Here is a 17,592-nt window from a genome sequence, read left to right as displayed (position 1 = left end):
GGAAGTGGCTTTACGTGTTGCACTTTCTAAAGAAGAATGCATTTGTAATTATTGTTTGCGTCGTAGGTGTGTCTATAGTGGTGTTTCCTAGAGACTCTAAATCACAAGATATGGATGAAATGCCGCTTAAACAGGATGCCCAGCAATTAGAGCATATCGCTATAGGCCAAACGAAGATGGATGAAATCGTGATAGTAGATGTAAAGGGAGAGGTTGAACGGCCTGGCGTCTATGAAGCGGAGCCCGGTACAAGAGTCCATGATGTCATTGAACAGGCTGGTGGATTTACAGACTTAGCTTATGAAGCGGCAGTCAATCTTGCTCAAAAAGTTCATGATGAAATGGTCATTTTGATACCTGCACAAGGTGATGAGCCTTCTAATGTGACGATGGGCACGTCAAATGATGGGAAGGTGCGAATGAATTATGCAACACAGGCAGAAATAGAAACCATTCCGGGAATTGGTCCAGCTAAAGCCGCCGCAATCATCAATCATCGTGATGAACATGGTTTTTTTCAATCGGTGGAAGATTTGTTAGACATTCCTGGAATTGGGGAAAAAACGTTAGAAAATATGAGAGACGACATTCAAATTCCGTAAACACATCAAGATAAGAGACATATCCATGTTAAGCAACTTGAGATGAGAGGGAGAGACGTATGGGACGAATTACTTGGGATCAATATTTTATGGCGCAGAGCCATTTACTCGCTTTACGGAGCACATGTACGAGATTAATGGTTGGGGCTACGATTGTTCGAGATAAACGGATTATTGCCGGTGGCTATAACGGAAGTGTATCCGGCAGTGTTCACTGTGTTGATGAAGGGTGTTATGTCATTGAAGGGCATTGTGTTCGGACCGTTCACGCCGAAGCAAATGCATTACTTCAGTGTGCAAAGTTTGGTGTTCCGACTGAGCGCGCAGAACTGTATGTGACACACTTTCCATGCTTGCAATGTACGAAGCAAATTATACAGAGTGGGATCATAGCTGTGTATTATGCTGAAGATTATCGCAATCATCCATATGCGATAGAGCTATTGGAGGAAGCCGGCATTCATGTTGAGAAAGTTGAATTAAATGACCTTATTGTTGACACGACGTACAAGGAGAAGGCAACGTTCGTTGATGAGTTGTTAAATGATATTGAGCCACTTGTGACTGAACAAACGTTTAGCGCTTATAAGCAAGAAGCGAAAAAGTTGTTTCATGACTAATATGTGTATGTATGATTCTCTTTTAGCTGAAGCAATAGGGTTCTTGGAGCTTGAATATGTATCTTTATTTAAAGGAGACTGATTGTGACTGGATATTGGCATATTCCTGCCATTGCAATGAGTTTGACAGCGGCATTCGTTATATTTGATTTAACATGGGTCACTGTTAGCGTCTTTATGTGGTTAGGCGTGCTGGGCGTGTTAAGGCGTTTACGACGTACGGTTATCGCTGTCTCTCTCGTTATGGTCGTGTATGTCTCCTTTCACATGCCTTCCACGTCTTCCTCCACTAAACAATATTCACCTTATGAGCATTTACCTGTTGAAGGTACGATACAGAGCGATGTCCATTTCGTATCTGGCAAAATATCCTTTACACTGTACGTTGAAAAGATGAATGCGTTTATGAATGTCGTTTATTTTTATACAGATGACGACATGGTAACTGAAGACATGATTCAACCTTTAAAGTACGGTGCCTCATGTCTCATAGAAGAACGTCCCGAACGCCCTTCTGAAAATACAAACCCAGGCGAATTCGACTATTCATCCTATTTAGCACAGCGAAACATTCAACATCAAATCATCCTCAGCTCATTAGAGCGCATCTCCTGTACAGGGTCATCCCCATTGAATTCTATTTTCCAACTAAGAAATAAATTAGTCGAACATGTCCGTCATTCTGTTGATCCAGAAGTTAGTGGTTGGTTGAATGCACTCATATTTGGTGATAATAACGATATTGAAGACCCTGTTTTGGATCTTTTTAGGCGCTGGAGTCTCTCACACCTCCTTGCCATTTCGGGTCTTCATATCGGCTTGGTCATAGCAATGCTGTATACGAGCTTTGTGACATCTAATATGTTGACGAAAGAAAAGACTGGTTGGCTTATCATGGCGATCTTACCTGTTTATGCGCTGCTTGCTGGTGGTGCACCTTCAGTATGGCGAGCGAGTCTAATGGCGATTACATTTTTGATGATGCGCAAACTCGGCTCAAGTCCCAGTTTAACAGATGTGCTAAGCGTTATCTTTATCGTTACTATTATCGTGAACCCCTACATCGTATATCATATCGGTTTTCAATTTTCCTTTCTTGTAACATTTGGATTGGTCTTATCGAAAACATGGTTAGCACAAACATTCCACAACCCTTTTTACACGCTTCTAAAAATAAGCTTTACTTCACAAATGATCATCCTCCCACTGCAAATCACTTATTTTTATACGTTTAATCCGTTATCTATTTTACTCAATGTTGTAATCGTTCCTTACTTTACATTTTTTGTTATTCCAGCAATGTTTGTTATTTTAGCTGTGTCTATGTTTTCAGGCGTTGTTCATCCTTTAACTGTCATATTTGCTGAGGTGCATGACATTGTGATCAGTATGGTAATGACATTAGACGATGTTCTTTATGTTCCTTTTGTAATTGGATCTTTTCCGTTATGGGGCGCGGTTATATACTATTTGTTATTTATTTGGATGATGGTCAACATGCAAATGAATAAGGGGAAACAGGCATTTAAGCGCGGGCTGGCAATTGTCAGCTTGATCATATTGGTAATGGTACGGCCATATGTGTCACCGACAGGAACTGTTACAATGTTAGATATTGGTCAAGGAGATGCAGTCGTCATTGAATTACCTTATCGAAAGGGCATAATTATGATTGATGCTGGTGGACAGCTTCTATTTGATGGAGAAGGTGTGTCAGATAAGGTGTATAAACGAATGATTCAACCGTTTTTACTGTCTCGTGGAATAGGCCATGTGGACGCCATATTTCTAACACATGAAGATATTGATCATATCGGAAGTGCAACGCATGTGATAGACGATTTTAATGTGAAAACCGTATATATAAGCAATTACTTCGATTTAAAGCACCAGTTTAAAGATGACATGATGAGACATCAAATAAACGTTCAGCGATTAGAAGCAAATACGCAACTTCAGGTCGGGGGTCATCCTTTTTTAATCTTGTCTCCAAGCCAACATTGGGGATCATCAAATGATAATTCACTCACAATCATGACGACATTTGGTCATCTTAGTTGGCTATTTACAGGAGATGCTGGTGAGGAAGTTGAAGCACAGCTTATTGACCAATATCCGAATCTAAACGTCAATGTTCTCAAAGTAGGGCATCACGGGAGTCAAACCTCATCTACAGAACAGTTTCTTCATACGATCCAACCAGAATATGCCTTGATTTCAGCGGGCCGGAATAGCCACTACGGACATCCTCATCCACAAGTTGTGAAAAATTTAGAAGCGATATCCGCTCGGATTTATCGTACGGATGTACATGGTGCAGTCATGTTTCATTTCGATAAGGAGAGCGGTCATTTTCAGTTATATCAATCGGATTAAAAAAATATACAAAAAACGCTTGGTCATAACTGGAGCGGTCATATTATTTTGTTAAATCTCTTTTATACCAGTCCCATAAAAAAAGAGACTGTTATTCAGCCTCTTCATCATGCCGTTGATTTCTTAAGTTACGAATTAATGACACTAATAATAACGCCTATCGTAAAGATCAATACAAAAAACACAAATGAGAACCCAAAACCTTTGATGGAGTCAACAACATCATTATTTTTAGATTGGACATCCTGTTCGAATTCGTTCACTTTGATCCCTCCCATCCCAATCAACAGTATAAAGGAATATTTTTGAAAAATCCACTCAAGATACATATTCCTCCAACACAAGTATGATCTGCTTTAGAAAGAGTTAACAGATATAGTTTAGTCGAGAAAGCCAACACTATAATCATAATCGTTTGGTCATACAGTTCCCGGGACTTTATGGTTAAACGTTCATATAGATTGGAGGGAGATGGTCTGGTCGGACACTTCCTCCTAAATTTATACTTGCCAACTGTGCGGCTTCCTTTTAGGATAGAAGTATCGATAAACAGAGTGAGTGATGATATGCCAGCCTATACTGAAGTTCTATCCGATTTAAGAAAAGGAAATGTGTCAAATATGTATCTTTTATATGGCACTGAGACTTATTTTATCCAGCAACTTAAAAATCAATTCATCCAATCCGTTATACAGCAAGGGGACGAAGAAAATATATCTACTTATAATTTGGAGGAGACAGCGGTCCAAGATGTTGTCCGTGATGCTGAAACATTCCCTTTTTTTGGGGATAAAAAGCTTATCATTGCAGAGCATGCAACATTTTTGCAAGCGAAGCCGAAAAAATTAGCCTTTCAACATGATCTTGAGATGCTAGGTCAATATGTGAAAAACCCTGCCCCCTATACGGTGCTCGTATTAATTGCTGATTATGAAAAAATCGACCAGCGAAAAAAAATCAGCAAAGCACTTAATCAACATAGTGTTGTCGTACCGTGTGAGCCGATCAAGCCTTATGAAGCAAAAAAATGGTTGCAACATATGGCAGGACGTGTAAATGTATCGATTGCACCAGATGCGCTAGAACTGCTAGAAGCTGAATTGGCAACGAATTTATATTTGATGCAAAATGAACTGACGAAGCTTTCGTTATATGTGGGAGAAAAAGGCACGGTTACGAAGGATATAGTGGAAATGCTTTTAGTAAACTCAATGGAGCAAACATCGCTTCAGCTTGTTGATGCTGTCATTGCTGGAGATTTAAAGCGCGCGATTAGCATACATACGCATTTGTTAAATATGAAAGAAGATGCCATCGCACTCGTCGCTTTACTGGCATATCAATTTCGGACCATCTTGCAAATTAAACGGTTAAAGCAAAAAGGATATAGCCAAAGTCAGATGCAAAAACAGCTTGGTGTCCATCCGTATGTCATAAAGTTAAACGATCAACGTGAAAGCCGTTTTTCTGACGGTCAGCTTGAGACCATTATCATTCGTTTAGCCCAAACAGATGCCATGTTAAAACAAGGAAAAATGGACAAAAAATTGGCTTTTGAGCTGTTGCTTCATGATATCATCCAAATGCGAAAATCCCATTAACACTAAAAAATATAAATAAAGCAAAAAAACGATCTACTGTAGAAGTAGATCGTTTTTTTGTCATTAGGCACCCATTTTTTGTACTAATTTTGCGAGACGAGACTTTTGTCTGTTTCCGCTATTGCGGTGAATAACACCTTTTTGGATTGCCTTGTCGATTTTACGATTAGTGTTTGGTAATTCTTTTTTAGCACCTTCAACGTCATTTGTAGCAACAAGCTTCTCAACACGTTTGATATGTGTACGCATATCTGATTTATATGATTGATTGAGATCATGCTTCTTTTTGTTTATCTCAACACGTTTAATGGCAGATTTTATGTTAGCCATACTGTCACCTCCTGACACCCACGGATCTTACAAGCAAAAATTATTGTATCAAAGGAAGGCGCATTTTTCAATAGCTAGTATCTCTTTGGGGGAATGAATGTCGTATGTTTTTTGTGAAAACGTCCATTCTAATTATTAAACGTCTGTGCAAAAAGGAAGGTGTATTCATAATGGAGCAGGATCAGACTGTGGCCGTAAGAACAGATCTTGCCGTAGAGGCAAAAGATATGTACGTTGAATCAAAACCGGATCAAACAGGGGATTTATCAGGTGTCATTGTGAAAGAACGTCAACAGAAAGACGTCAACATAACGTACGTTGAGGTAAATGAAGAAGGTGGCAAGCTTATTGGTAAAAAGCCTGGTACTTATATTACCATTTATGCGGACGGCGTTAAAAAACAGGATACAGAAAAACAAACACATGCTGCTGAGGTATTGGCGGTTGAGCTTGAACAATTGTTGAAGTCACATGACATTCCTGCAAATGCTACAGGTTTAATTGTTGGATTAGGCAATTGGCAGGTGACACCTGATGCGCTCGGACCAATGACAGCAGACAAAATTCTTGTTACAAGTCATTTATTTAAATTAGAATATGAAACGGTTGCAGAAGGTTATCGTTCGGTTGCATCTGTAACACCAGGTGTAATGGGGGTTACAGGTATTGAGACAAGCGACATTATTTTTGGCATTGTTGAAAAGTTTAAACCTGATTTTGTTATTGCCGTTGATGCCCTCGCGTCAAGGTCTGTTGAACGCATTAACGAAACGATCCAATTGTCAGATTCAGGCATTCACCCTGGTTCAGGTGTCGGGAATAAGCGGAAAGAATTAAGTCACGATACATTAGGAATTCCTGTCATTGCAATCGGTGTTCCAACAGTTGTTGATGCCGTCACGATTACGAGTGATACGATTGACTATATACTTAAGCATTTAGGGAGAGAAACAAAGAACGAAGGCCGTCCTAGTAATGCATTGGCACCTACAGGTTTTTCTTTTGGGAAAAAGACATTGACCGAAGAAGATTTACCTGATGAACAAAAGAGAAATGCGTTTCTTGGTTTAGTTGGAACATTGACCGAAGACGAGAAGCGTTCTTTAATCCAAGATGTTTTGACGCCTATAGGCCGTAACTTAATGGTAACCCCTAAAGAAGTTGATGGGTTTATGAAAGATATGGCGCATGTTATTGCATCGGGTATTAATGCAGCATTACATGAAACCGTTGATGTCGCTCAAGTTGGATCATATACGAGATAACATGCCTATAAACGAAAAAACACATAACCGATAGATCTTTTGCAATAAAAGGTCTATCGGTTATTTTGTGTGAAGAAAGGTTCTACTTTTAGAAGAGTATTCATAGAGTTATACAAGAGTTCTTCTGAAGGGTGGAATGACGTGATGAAAGCAGCAAAATCAAAAGGGATAAAACCACAATCTATTATTGTTCTTAAACATGGTGGGATGTATATAGGTGGGGTGATCATATTATTTGTATTAATTGGCTTTTTAACAACACTTAATCCGGCCTATCGTCTTTCCTCTCATACGCTAGAAAAATGGACGCGTGAAATAGAAAGTACGACATATCTAAGCTTACTCGGATTTGAGAATAAACTGCTTCGCGATGCGTTGCCACAAAGCGAAGAAATGCCCAACCTGTCAGCGACGTTGTTCCAATTAATTACCAATATGCGTCCAGATGATCCACGAAGTTTAATAGGGCAAGAGATTCCGGGGATGGCAACGTTTGAAAATAAAATCGTTGTTGCGGGTGAAGGGACGAGCTATGCGGATTTATCATTTGAATCATCTCCCCCTCTTGAAGACGTCCTTAAGGAGAGAAAAGCTATTTTTGAAGCAATTGATCGACAACAAGGTCATGACCAACCAAGCTCGGAAACGACAGGCGATCGGAATGTTGTTTTTATATACAATACGCATAATCGAGAGTCCTTTTTACCACATTTGCCTGATGTTACGGACCCTGATTCTGCTCATCACGCGGAAGTTAATGTAACGATGGTGAGTGAACGCCTTGCAGAAGGACTTGACGTTAGAGGCATCGGCTCAATCGTTGATAAAACAGATCATATGTCGACGTTAAACGAACGCGGCTGGACATATGGACGATCTTATGATGCATCAAGGCAGGTTGTGGAGACAGCTGTTTCCGGAAATCAAGATATTGAATATGTTATTGATATTCACCGTGATAGTCTGCCTAGAGAAAAGACGACAATTGATATTGATGGACAATCGTACGCCCAATTATTATTTGTTGTCGGTAAGGAACATCCAGAATACGAAAAAAATGTGTCTCTTGCCCGCAAGTTGCATAATTTAATTGAATCGAGACATCCAGGACTGAGTAAGGCAGTTATCACAAAAGAAGGTCCAGGTGTAGATGGGATTTATAATCAGGATGTATCTGACCGTTCTTTATTATTGGAATTTGGTGGTGTGGGCAATACACTGGACGAATTATACCGGACCGCGGATATTGTTGCAGACGTATTTAGTGATTTTTACTGGGATGCAGAAAAGGTAAGCGGAGAGGGGAGCGAATCATAATGCGAACAATTGTGGTGTTATTGTTATTAGCGGTATTTTTTCTCCTTGGAATCGTCTATAGTCAAGGTCAAAATGAATCAAACGATGTTATAGATTCGTTGGATCTTATGACCGAACGCCAAGAAACGGTCGATCAAAAAACTGAACAGCCTATCGTGAACGAGCAGAATATGGCAGCTGAGGTTGTGAATGTTGATGAGCCTCCTCATTTTACGCAAAAAATGGCGGCTTCCTTAGAGGGTATTGTAAAAGGGTTTTATGATATGATTGTAGACATTATGTACACCTTTGCAGAGGCATTCTTCTAAATGGTAATATGGAGTTAATTGCTTTAAGAATGATCCAATCATCATAATTAAGTAATGATTAATGATTGATTGTCAATCCCTCAATTGCTATAATCAAATGCAGCACATAAACAGATCTTATATTTTTGAAACATTTGATGAATGATACTTGTATCGACATGTAGGAGTGAACATCGCTTATGGTGAAAAAACAACGTAACGTACGTAATTTTTCTATAATTGCTCATATCGACCATGGTAAGTCAACATTGGCTGATCGCATATTGGAAAATACAAAAGCATTAACAAAGCGTGAAATGAAAGAACAATATTTGGATGCTATGGACCTTGAACGGGAACGTGGCATTACGATTAAATTGAATGCTGTGCAGCTGCACTATACGAGTAAAGATGGAGAAGACTATATATTTCATTTGATCGACACACCAGGTCATGTCGATTTTACATATGAGGTATCTAGAAGTTTGGCGGCTTGTGAAGGCGCGATCCTTGTCGTTGATGCTGCTCAAGGTATTGAAGCACAGACACTGGCAAATGTGTATCTTGCGCTCGATAATGAGCTAGAGATTATACCTGTTATTAACAAAATCGATTTACCGAATGCAGATACCGATCGCGTGGCACAAGAATTAGAAGATGTTATTGGTATTGATAAAAATGACGTTATTTTGGCGTCAGCAAAAGATAATATCGGTATTGATGAAATTTTAGAACGCATTGTATCAGATGTTCCACCACCACCTGGTAAGGGTGAGGCCCCTTTAAAAGCGTTGATTTTTGATTCTTTGTATGATGCGTATCGCGGTGTTATTGCTTACGTTTGTATTAAAGAAGGCTCGCTTAAAAAAGGTGATCACATTAAAATGATGGCAACGGGGAAGACCTATGAAGTCAATGATGTCGGCGTATTCACGCCAGCACCAGTTAGTCAGGATGAACTGTTCGTTGGGGATGTCGGATTTGTAACGGCATCCATTAAAAATGTCGGTGATACGCGTGTTGGTGATACAATTACCAACGCAGCACGACCAGCCGATACGCCGTTACCAGGGTATAAAACGTTAAATCCAATGGTGTTTTGTGGACTTTATCCGATTGACTCTAGTAAATATAATGATTTGCGAGAGGCTTTAGAACGTTTGGAGCTTAATGACTCTGCATTGCAGTATGAAGCAGAAACATCGCAGGCGCTTGGCTTTGGCTTCCGGTGTGGTTTCTTAGGATTGCTTCATATGGAAATAATTCAAGAGAGAATTGAGCGCGAATTTAATATAGACTTAATTACAACAGCCCCGAGCGTAATATATGAAGTTGAAACGACGAGTGGTGATCTCGTAAAAGTGGATAATCCATCTTTGATGCCTGATCCACAGCTCGTAGAAGGTATTAGTGAGCCTTTTGTTAAGGCGTCAATTATGGTGCCAAATGATTATGTTGGTGCCGTGATGGAGCTGTCGCAAAAAAAACGCGGCCAATTCATCGATATGCAATATTTAGATGATATTCGTGTGAATGTCGTTTATCACATACCGCTATCAGAAATTGTATATGATTTCTTTGATCAGCTTAAATCACAGACAAAAGGCTATGCATCATTTGATTATGAGCTTATTGGCTATCAAGCGTCTAAGCTTGTGAAGATGGATATTCTCTTGAATAGTGAGCAGGTCGACGCCTTATCCTTTATTGTTCACCGTGATTTTGCTTATGATCGTGGTAAGCAAATTGTTGAAAAGCTGAAAAACCTCATTCCGAGACAGCAATTTGAAGTACCCGTTCAGGCAGCAATTGGTAATAAAATTGTCGCCAGATCGACAATTAAAGCAATGCGTAAAAACGTTCTGTCAAAATGCTATGGCGGTGACATTTCGCGAAAAAGAAAATTACTTGAGAAACAAAAAGAAGGTAAGAAGCGCATGAAGATGGTCGGATCGGTTGAAATTCCACAAGAGGCCTTCATGTCAGTTTTACAAATGGATGATGATTAATGTTTTGGGGGAGAAACTTTGGATAGTCAAAGTTTCCCTTTTCTTTTTTGATATAAAGCGGACGACCATGAAGGGAGAGAGATAACAATGCCAGAATCTGTTTACATTCACATACCATTTTGTGAGCATATTTGTCATTATTGTGATTTTACAAAGTTCTTTTATAAGGAATCTCAGGCTGATCTATACTTAGAAGCATTAAAAAATGAAATCGTGTCAAATGTTCCAGGCTCTAAGCAACCTGTCAAAACGATTTACATTGGCGGAGGCACACCTACTGTTCTTACCGTCGAACAGCTTAATACGTTGATGACATTGATTCACGACAAATTTGATGTTCAAGGGTGTCGTGAATTTACCATAGAAGCGAATCCTGGAGATATAGATGTTGACAAAATTCAGCTGTTAAGAGATTTTGGTGTGAATCGCGTCTCCTTAGGGGTACAGGTGTTGGATGATGACATGCTTGTACAGCTTGGACGTGCACATAGGGTAAGTGATGTTTATACGACTGTAAATCGATTACAGCAGCACGGTTTAAATAACATTAGTATTGATCTCATATACGCATTGCCGCACCAAACACCAGAGCATTTTCAAAAAACAGTGAATGAAGCTGTTGCATTTAATTTGCCGCACTATTCAACATACGCTCTGCAAATTGAGCCAAAAACAGTTTTTTATCAGCGTCATCAAAAAGGGCAGCTTCATCGACCACCAGAAGAAGCAGAAGTGGCAATGTATGACATTTTGAAATCGACGATGACAAAAAATGGACTTCATCAATATGAAATTAGTAATTTTGCGAAGCCTGGTTTTGAAAGTCAGCATAATTTAATGTACTGGAATAATGCCTACTATTATGGCTTTGGAGCAGGTGCGCATGGGTATTTACCAGGTCGCCGAATTGGGAATTTAAAACCGCTACCAGCTTATATCAAGCAAGCAAATGCTGATGGGCATCCAGTTTTGCGAACTGAATCTATTGGATTAAAAGAAGAGGTTGAGGAAGAGTTTTTTCTCGGTTTAAGAAAAATGGAGGGTGTCAATAAGAATCGGTTTAAGGAGCGATTCGGCTTTTCACATAAACAATTATATGCCACCCCAATTGAGGTGCTCAAACAAAAAGGTTGGCTGCAGGAAGACGAAGAATGGATCAGGCTTACTGAAGAAGGTGTATTGTTTGGTAACAGCGTATTCGCTCATTTTTTGCTTGAAGAATCAGACATCAAACATGTTCGTTGACAAAAAAAACATCTTTTGATAATTTATTTATAGAATTAGCACTCACTTCAAGAGAGTGCTAACAGAGGTGATCATCATGTTGTCAGAGCGACAGATGTTAATTTTGCAAGTCCTGATTGATGATTTCATTGAAACAGCTCAGCCTGTTGGCTCACGCAAGCTATCGCAAAAGGGTAATATATCGTATAGTCCTGCGACCATCAGAAATGTGATGGCTGATTTAGAAGAAATGGGCTACATTGAAAAAACCCACTCTTCTTCGGGGCGTGTTCCATCAGAAATGGGATATCGGTATTATGTCGATAATTTTATCCCATTTCCTCAAAAGGATAGTGGCCTCCATGTAATTGAGCAGGTTATGGAAGAAGGCTTCGTAGAATTTGAACAAATCGTTCAAAAATCAGCCGAAGTGTTATCTGACATTACCAATTACACAACCATTATTTTAGGGCCCGAAATTTTTGAGACGACGTTGAAGCAGCTGCAAATTGTCACACTTTCGGCACATACAGCTGTGATCATACTCGTAACAAATACTGGACACGTTGAGCACAGATCATTTTCAATACCGGCACATATTAGTCCGTCCGATTTAGAGAAGATGGTTAATATCCTAAACAGTCGTCTTTATGGTGTGCCACTTGTCAAGCTGCCGCAAAAATTAAATTCAGAGCTCGTTTCAATGATTCGAGATTATGTTGATGATTTTGAGACAACCTATCAGTATTTACAATCGGCCATCGCAGGTGATTTTCCGTTAAAGCTGTACATTGGTGGCAAGACCAATATATTAACGCAGCCTGAATTTAATAACGTTGAAAAAATACGGACGTTTTATGCCATGATGGAGAACGAGGCCGAAATAGCTCAATTGTTTAAAGGGGCAACGAATGGCATTAAAGTAAGAATTGGTCAGGAAAATAAAATGGACGCTGTCAAAGATCTGAGTGTTATTACATCGTCCTACCAGCTTGGTGATGACAATACTGGTATTATCGGCTTATTAGGTCCGACTCGAATGGAGTATCGAAAAGTGATCACTTTACTTCATGCATTTTCAAATGAGATGTCTGATGCGTTGTATGTTTGGTTTAAACATAACGAATAAACGTCTCACACGTCTGAATACGAGTAGGTTATAAATGGAGCTGCGTATCGGTTTATTAAACAGACCGTTCGTGATATAGTCTATCATGGCAATTGTCTATCTAGAGGAGGTGGCTGTAATGGAAACAGAAAATAAACATGTAGAAGAAGCAGTTGAAACAGAAACACATGACCATTCAGAAGAAAGCCCAGAGCAGGCGGATTCGAGTGAAGAAAAAGTTGAAATGATGAAAGCTGAATACAAAACTCTCAAAGAAGAAAAGGATCAGCTGCATGAACGTCTGCTTCGCGTGCAGGCGGAATATGATAACTTTAAAAAACGTTCACAGAAAGAAAAAGAAGCGGCACGTAAGTATCGGTCACAAGATTTGGTGCAGGAAATATTACCTGTTCTTGATAACTTTGAAAGAGCATTACAAGTCGATCAAACCGATGATACAAAAAGCTTTATTGAAGGTATGACCATGATTTACAATCAATTGGTCAACGCACTGAAATCAGAAGGTGTTGAAGAAATTCAATCAGTTGGTCAACCATTTGATCCAAATCTTCACCATGCAATTATGCAGGTAGAAGATGAAGAACATGATGAAAATACAGTTATAGAAGAAATGCAAAAAGGATACTTATTGAAAGATCGCGTCATTAGACCAGCAATGGTTAAAGTGACAAACTAAACGTAATTGCAGTCGAGGAGGAAATAATAATGAGTAAAATTATCGGAATTGATTTAGGAACAACAAATTCATGTGTGTCCGTTATGGAGGGTGGCGAATCTGTTGTTATTCCAAACCCTGAAGGCAACCGTACGACACCATCTGTCGTAGCATTTAAAAATGGTGAACGTCAAGTCGGCGAAGTCGCCAAGCGTCAAGCGATTACAAACCCAAATACAGTCCAATCGGTTAAGCGTCATATGGGATCTGATTATAAAGTGACTGTAGAAGATAAAGATTATACACCACAAGAAATTTCTGCTATCATCTTACAACACATTAAATCTTATGCAGAAGACTATATTGGTCAAGAAGTAAATAAAGCTGTTATTACAGTTCCTGCTTATTTTAATGATGCTCAGCGTCAGGCTACGAAAGACGCCGGTAAAATTGCTGGACTAGAAGTTGAACGCATTATTAACGAGCCAACAGCCGCAGCACTTGCTTATGGTATCGATAAAGAAGATCAAGATCAAACCATTCTTGTGTATGACTTGGGTGGTGGTACATTTGACGTATCCATCTTAGACATTGGTGATGGTACATTTGAAGTTATCGCAACAGCTGGTGAAAATAGCCTCGGTGGCGATGATTTTGATGAAGTGATCATTGATTATATGGTTGAAGAATTTAAGAAAGAGAACGGTATTGATTTATCAAAAGATAAAATGGCCGTACAACGCTTGAAGGATGCTGCAGAAAAGGCGAAAAAAGACCTTTCAGGTGTTACTCAAACTCAAATTTCTCTACCATTTATTACAGCAGGAGAAGCAGGACCATTGCACCTTGAAATGACTCTGTCAAGAGCGAAATTTGAAGAGTTATCTTCTGACCTTGTTGAGAAGACAATGATTCCAACACGTAAAGCAATTGCTGATTCTGGTTTGTCTATGAGTGAAATTGATAAAGTATTACTCGTTGGTGGTTCTACACGTATACCAGCAGTTCAAGAAGCTATCAAGAGAGAAACAGGTAAAGAACCATCTAAAGGGGTTAACCCTGATGAGGTTGTTGCACTTGGTGCAGCGATACAAGGTGGTGTGCTACAAGGTGATGTTAAGGACGTTCTATTACTTGATGTTACCCCACTATCACTTGGTATCGAAACAATGGGCGGTGTCTTTACAAAGCTTATTGAACGGAATACAACAATTCCTACAAGTCATTCGCAAGTGTTCTCAACAGCAGCAGACAATCAAACAGCCGTTGATATTCACGTACTCCAAGGTGAACGCGAAATGGCGCCTGACAATAAAACACTTGGTCGTTTTCAGTTGACGGATATTCCACCAGCACCAAGAGGAATCCCGCAAATTGAAGTATCCTTTGATATCGACGCAAACGGCATCGTTAATGTTCGTGCGAAAGACAAAGGAACGAATAAAGAACAGTCTATTACAATCAAGTCTTCTTCAGGTTTATCAGATGAAGATGTAGAGCGCATGGTGAAGGAAGCTGAGGAAAATGCTGAAGCCGATAAGCAGCGCCGTGAAGAGGTTGACTTGAGAAATGAAGCTGACCAAATGATCTTCACAACTGAAAAGACGTTAAAAGATCTTGGTGACAAAGTTTCTGACGATGAAAAGCAAAAAGCTGAGACTGCAAAAGACGAGCTGAAAACTGCACTTGAAGGTGAAGACCTCGAAGCAATTAAAACTAAAAAAGAAGCGTTGGAAGAACAGGTTCAACAATTATCCGTTAAACTATATGAACAAATGCAACAAGAAAGTCAAGCAGGTCAAGACGCATCTGGCAATGCAGACAATGATGACGATGTTGTTGATGCAGATTATCAGGAAGTAGACGACGAAGAGAACAAGAAATAATGGATTTTCAAAAAGTCAAAGTCAGGATCCTCTTGGCTTTGACTTTTTTACGATATGCAACGGATGAAGGCATTCAAGCATACACCTTAACTATAAAAACAAAAAAAGGTATATTTGCTAACTATACCTCGTTAATGATAATATAAATTTTATGCATCAGTGTATCGGGAGAGTGATTAAAAGGTGAGCAAACGGGATTATTATGACGTTCTCGGTGTAGAAAATAGCGCATCGAAGGAAGAAATAAAAAAAGCATATCGCAAACTCGCAAGAAAATATCATCCAGATGTTAATAAAGAAGCAAACGCAGCGGATCAATTTAAAGAAGTGAAAGAAGCGTATGAAGTACTGAGCGATGAGCAAAAACGTGCCCAATATGATCAATTCGGTCACGCAGGTACACAGGATCAAGGTTTTGGCGGCTTTGGCGGTGCTCAGGACTTTGGTGGCTTTGGTGATATTTTTGATATGTTCTTTGGTGGTGGCGGCAGACGACAGGATCCGAACGCACCTCGCCAAGGAGCAGATTTACAATATACCATTACACTGGACTTTGAAGAAGCCATTTTTGGTAAGGAGGCCGATATACGCATTCCGAAAGAAGAGGAATGTGATACGTGCCATGGCTCTGGTGCAAAACCAGGAACAAAAACGAACACATGTGGACATTGTAATGGCTCAGGGCAACTGAATACTGAGCAATCTACACCATTTGGCAAAGTGGTCAATCGTCGCGTCTGTCATTATTGTAATGGGTCAGGAAAGATTATTCCTGAAAAGTGCCAAACATGTGGCGGTTCTGGTCGTGTTAAAAAGCATAAAACAATCCATATTTCTATCCCGGCTGGAATTGATGAAGGACAGCAAATCCGCGTTTCAGGTAAAGGAGAAGCTGGTGTGAATGGAGGCCCTCCTGGCGATTTATTTGTTGTTGTACAAATTCGCTCACATGACTTTTTCCAAAGAGAAGGGGATCATGTTTACTGTGAGCTTCCACTTACATTTGCACAAGCTGCATTGGGTGATGAAGTTGAAGTGCCAACAGTTCATGGCAATGTTAAGCTCAAAATTCCTGCTGGCACACAAACTGGTAAAACGTTCCGCCTGAAAGGCAAAGGTGCACCAAACGTACGTGGCTTCGGTCAAGGTGATCAACACATTCAAGTAAGAGTCGTCACACCAACAAAATTGACTGAGCAGCAAAAAGAATTGCTCCGTGAATTTAATGCAGTTGGTGGTCATGATTCTACTGAAGAGCATGATTCGTTTTTTCAACGTTTTAAAAAAGCGTTTAAAGGTGACTAAGTCGGTAATTGAATGAGAAATGAGTGGGTAATTTGAAATGGAATGAAATTTGCGTCAACACAACACGTGATGCTGTCGAATCGCTCAGCTATAAGCTCCATGAAATAGGTGCGAGTGGGGTGTCGATTGAAGACCCTTTGGATATGGTTATAGATCGTGATTCATTATATGGGGAAATTTATGAGCTGAATCCTGATGATTATCCAACTGAAGGCGTTAATATAAAAGCGTATTTCCCTGAAGATTATAATACGGCCGACGTGATTGAACAGCTCAACCACTATTTAAGACAAATAGCGGAGTATCTTGATCCTGGAACAGGGATCATTACCTCAAAGGAAATGGATGAGACCGACTGGGCAACAGCTTGGAAGGCATACTATAAACCTGTCAAAGTATCGAATACCATTACAATTGTACCGTCATGGGAGACATACGTTCCTTCAAGTGAGGATGAACGTATTCTTGAGCTTGATCCGGGCATGGCGTTTGGAACAGGTACACATCCAACAACGATGCTATGTATTCAAATGTTGGAAAAATATATGCAAAGCAACCAGACTGTCATTGATGTGGGCTGTGGCTCAGGTGTGTTAAGCATTGCATCTATCTTGCTCGGTGCTGATTCTGTACATGCACTTGACCTTGATGATGTTGCTGTGAAAAGTACAGAACTGAATGTGGCGCTTAACGGTATGGAAGATAAAATTCATGCTGAACAAGGAAATTTACTGGAAAAAACCGATCAACAAGTCGATATTATTGTGTCTAATATATTAGCAGAAATTATTATTCAATTTACGACAGATGCCTGGAATAACCTTAAGCAAGGTGGCTTGTTTATTACATCGGGCATCATTTCTTCTAAACAAGCTATGGTGGTTGATGCATTAACAAAAGATGGCTTCACGATTCTAGAAGTGAATGAACTCGAAGATTGGGTATCAATTTGTGCCCGAAAAGAACACCAGGAAAAGTAGGTGTCG

The 17,592-nt window shown here is 39.7% G+C and carries 16 protein-coding genes; 14 read left to right on the top strand and 2 right to left on the bottom strand.

What is annotated here, in order from left to right; genetic code table 11:
* The first annotated feature begins 77 nt into the window (after positions 1–77).
* The 3 genes from HPC67_RS07015 to HPC67_RS07005 all read left to right on the top strand — a co-directional run bounded on the left by HPC67_RS07015 (position 78) and on the right by HPC67_RS07005 (position 3,598).
* A complete protein-coding gene (locus HPC67_RS07015) occupies positions 78–602 on the top strand; it encodes a helix-hairpin-helix domain-containing protein (protein WP_343327821.1) in 525 nt (174 codons plus the stop codon).
* Between the two features lie 59 nt (positions 603–661).
* Complete coding sequence (locus tag HPC67_RS07010; RefSeq protein WP_217586764.1) at positions 662–1,222, top strand: ComE operon protein 2; 561 nt, start codon at positions 662–664, stop codon at positions 1,220–1,222.
* An 84-nt stretch (positions 1,223–1,306) separates the two neighbouring features.
* Positions 1,307–3,598 carry a DNA internalization-related competence protein ComEC/Rec2 gene (locus HPC67_RS07005; protein WP_217586763.1) on the top strand — a complete coding sequence of 764 codons (2,292 nt, stop codon included), beginning with the start codon at positions 1,307–1,309 and terminating at the stop codon, positions 3,596–3,598.
* A gap of 128 nt (positions 3,599–3,726) precedes the next feature.
* On the opposite strand, the gene HPC67_RS07000 is transcribed toward HPC67_RS07005, so the two are convergent.
* A complete protein-coding gene (locus tag HPC67_RS07000) occupies positions 3,727–3,861 on the bottom strand; it encodes a YqzM family protein (protein WP_217586762.1) in 135 nt (44 codons plus the stop codon).
* A 303-nt stretch (positions 3,862–4,164) separates the two neighbouring features.
* Here HPC67_RS07000 and holA point away from each other — a divergent pair, with 303 nt between their 5' ends.
* Positions 4,165–5,199 carry a DNA polymerase III subunit delta gene (gene holA / locus HPC67_RS06995; protein ID WP_217586761.1) on the top strand — a complete coding sequence of 345 codons (1,035 nt, stop codon included), beginning with the start codon at positions 4,165–4,167 and terminating at the stop codon, positions 5,197–5,199.
* Positions 5,200–5,262: 63 nt separating this feature from the next.
* Here holA and rpsT read toward each other — a convergent pair whose 3' ends face one another.
* Complete coding sequence (rpsT, locus tag HPC67_RS06990; protein ID WP_217586760.1) at positions 5,263–5,529, bottom strand: 30S ribosomal protein S20; 267 nt, start codon at positions 5,527–5,529, stop codon at positions 5,263–5,265.
* A gap of 167 nt (positions 5,530–5,696) precedes the next feature.
* Here rpsT and gpr point away from each other — a divergent pair, with 167 nt between their 5' ends.
* The 10 genes from gpr to prmA all read left to right on the top strand — a co-directional run bounded on the left by gpr (position 5,697) and on the right by prmA (position 17,586).
* Entirely contained in the window at positions 5,697–6,794 is a 1,098-nt protein-coding gene (gene gpr, locus HPC67_RS06985) for a GPR endopeptidase (protein WP_425514308.1), read from the top strand.
* A gap of 144 nt (positions 6,795–6,938) precedes the next feature.
* Positions 6,939–8,111: a stage II sporulation protein P gene (spoIIP, locus tag HPC67_RS06980; RefSeq protein ID WP_217587072.1), complete on the top strand. Its 1,173-nt coding sequence runs from the start codon at positions 6,939–6,941 to the stop codon at positions 8,109–8,111.
* The gene (locus tag HPC67_RS06975; protein ID WP_217586758.1) at positions 8,111–8,419 is read left to right on the top strand and encodes a hypothetical protein; all 309 of its coding nucleotides are present in this window, start codon (positions 8,111–8,113) and stop codon (positions 8,417–8,419) included. Before spoIIP ends, HPC67_RS06975 begins: the two co-directional genes overlap by 1 nt.
* 179 nt (positions 8,420–8,598) lie before the next feature.
* Positions 8,599–10,407 carry a translation elongation factor 4 gene (gene lepA / locus HPC67_RS06970; protein ID WP_217586757.1) on the top strand — a complete coding sequence of 603 codons (1,809 nt, stop codon included), beginning with the start codon at positions 8,599–8,601 and terminating at the stop codon, positions 10,405–10,407.
* A gap of 87 nt (positions 10,408–10,494) precedes the next feature.
* On the top strand, positions 10,495–11,652 hold the full coding sequence (gene hemW / locus HPC67_RS06965) for a radical SAM family heme chaperone HemW (protein WP_217586756.1): 1,158 nt from the start codon (positions 10,495–10,497) through the stop codon (positions 11,650–11,652).
* A 76-nt stretch (positions 11,653–11,728) separates the two neighbouring features.
* The gene (gene hrcA, locus HPC67_RS06960) at positions 11,729–12,760 is read left to right on the top strand and encodes a heat-inducible transcriptional repressor HrcA (protein ID WP_217586755.1); all 1,032 of its coding nucleotides are present in this window, start codon (positions 11,729–11,731) and stop codon (positions 12,758–12,760) included.
* 118 nt (positions 12,761–12,878) lie between these two features.
* Positions 12,879–13,436, top strand: coding sequence for a nucleotide exchange factor GrpE (gene grpE / locus HPC67_RS06955; protein WP_217586754.1), 558 nt, complete (start codon positions 12,879–12,881; stop codon positions 13,434–13,436).
* A gap of 29 nt (positions 13,437–13,465) precedes the next feature.
* Positions 13,466–15,301, top strand: a complete 1,836-nt coding sequence (gene dnaK, locus HPC67_RS06950; RefSeq protein WP_217586753.1) for a molecular chaperone DnaK — start codon at positions 13,466–13,468, stop codon at positions 15,299–15,301.
* 183 nt (positions 15,302–15,484) lie between these two features.
* Positions 15,485–16,606 carry a molecular chaperone DnaJ gene (dnaJ, locus tag HPC67_RS06945; protein ID WP_217586752.1) on the top strand — a complete coding sequence of 374 codons (1,122 nt, stop codon included), beginning with the start codon at positions 15,485–15,487 and terminating at the stop codon, positions 16,604–16,606.
* 32 nt (positions 16,607–16,638) lie between these two features.
* Positions 16,639–17,586 (top strand): 50S ribosomal protein L11 methyltransferase, encoded by a 948-nt coding sequence (prmA, locus tag HPC67_RS06940; RefSeq protein ID WP_217586751.1) that lies wholly within the window; start codon positions 16,639–16,641, stop codon positions 17,584–17,586.
* Positions 17,587–17,592 lie beyond the last annotated feature (6 nt).

The organism is Lentibacillus saliphilus (genome assembly GCF_019093865.1).
Classification (GTDB): domain Bacteria; phylum Bacillota; class Bacilli; order Bacillales; family Amphibacillaceae; genus Lentibacillus_B; species Lentibacillus_B saliphilus.
Note: the sequence above shows the minus strand (reverse complement) of the source record. Positions and strands in the feature narration are given on the sequence as shown.

Excerpts from the sequence above, each read along its gene's own strand:
- HPC67_RS07010 (WP_217586764.1), top strand. The coding sequence starts at position 662 with ATGGGACGAATTACTTGGGATCAATATTTTATGGCGCAGAGCCATTTA.
- holA (WP_217586761.1), top strand. The coding sequence starts at position 4,165 with ATGCCAGCCTATACTGAAGTTCTATCCGATTTAAGAAAAGGAAATGTG.
- rpsT (WP_217586760.1), bottom strand. The coding sequence starts at position 5,529 with ATGGCTAACATAAAATCTGCCATTAAACGTGTTGAGATAAACAAAAAG.
- spoIIP (WP_217587072.1), top strand. The coding sequence starts at position 6,939 with ATGAAAGCAGCAAAATCAAAAGGGATAAAACCACAATCTATTATTGTT.
- HPC67_RS06975 (WP_217586758.1), top strand. The coding sequence starts at position 8,111 with ATGCGAACAATTGTGGTGTTATTGTTATTAGCGGTATTTTTTCTCCTT.
- lepA (WP_217586757.1), top strand. The coding sequence starts at position 8,599 with ATGGTGAAAAAACAACGTAACGTACGTAATTTTTCTATAATTGCTCAT.
- hemW (WP_217586756.1), top strand. The coding sequence starts at position 10,495 with ATGCCAGAATCTGTTTACATTCACATACCATTTTGTGAGCATATTTGT.
- hrcA (WP_217586755.1), top strand. The coding sequence starts at position 11,729 with ATGTTGTCAGAGCGACAGATGTTAATTTTGCAAGTCCTGATTGATGAT.
- grpE (WP_217586754.1), top strand. The coding sequence starts at position 12,879 with ATGGAAACAGAAAATAAACATGTAGAAGAAGCAGTTGAAACAGAAACA.
- dnaK (WP_217586753.1), top strand. The coding sequence starts at position 13,466 with ATGAGTAAAATTATCGGAATTGATTTAGGAACAACAAATTCATGTGTG.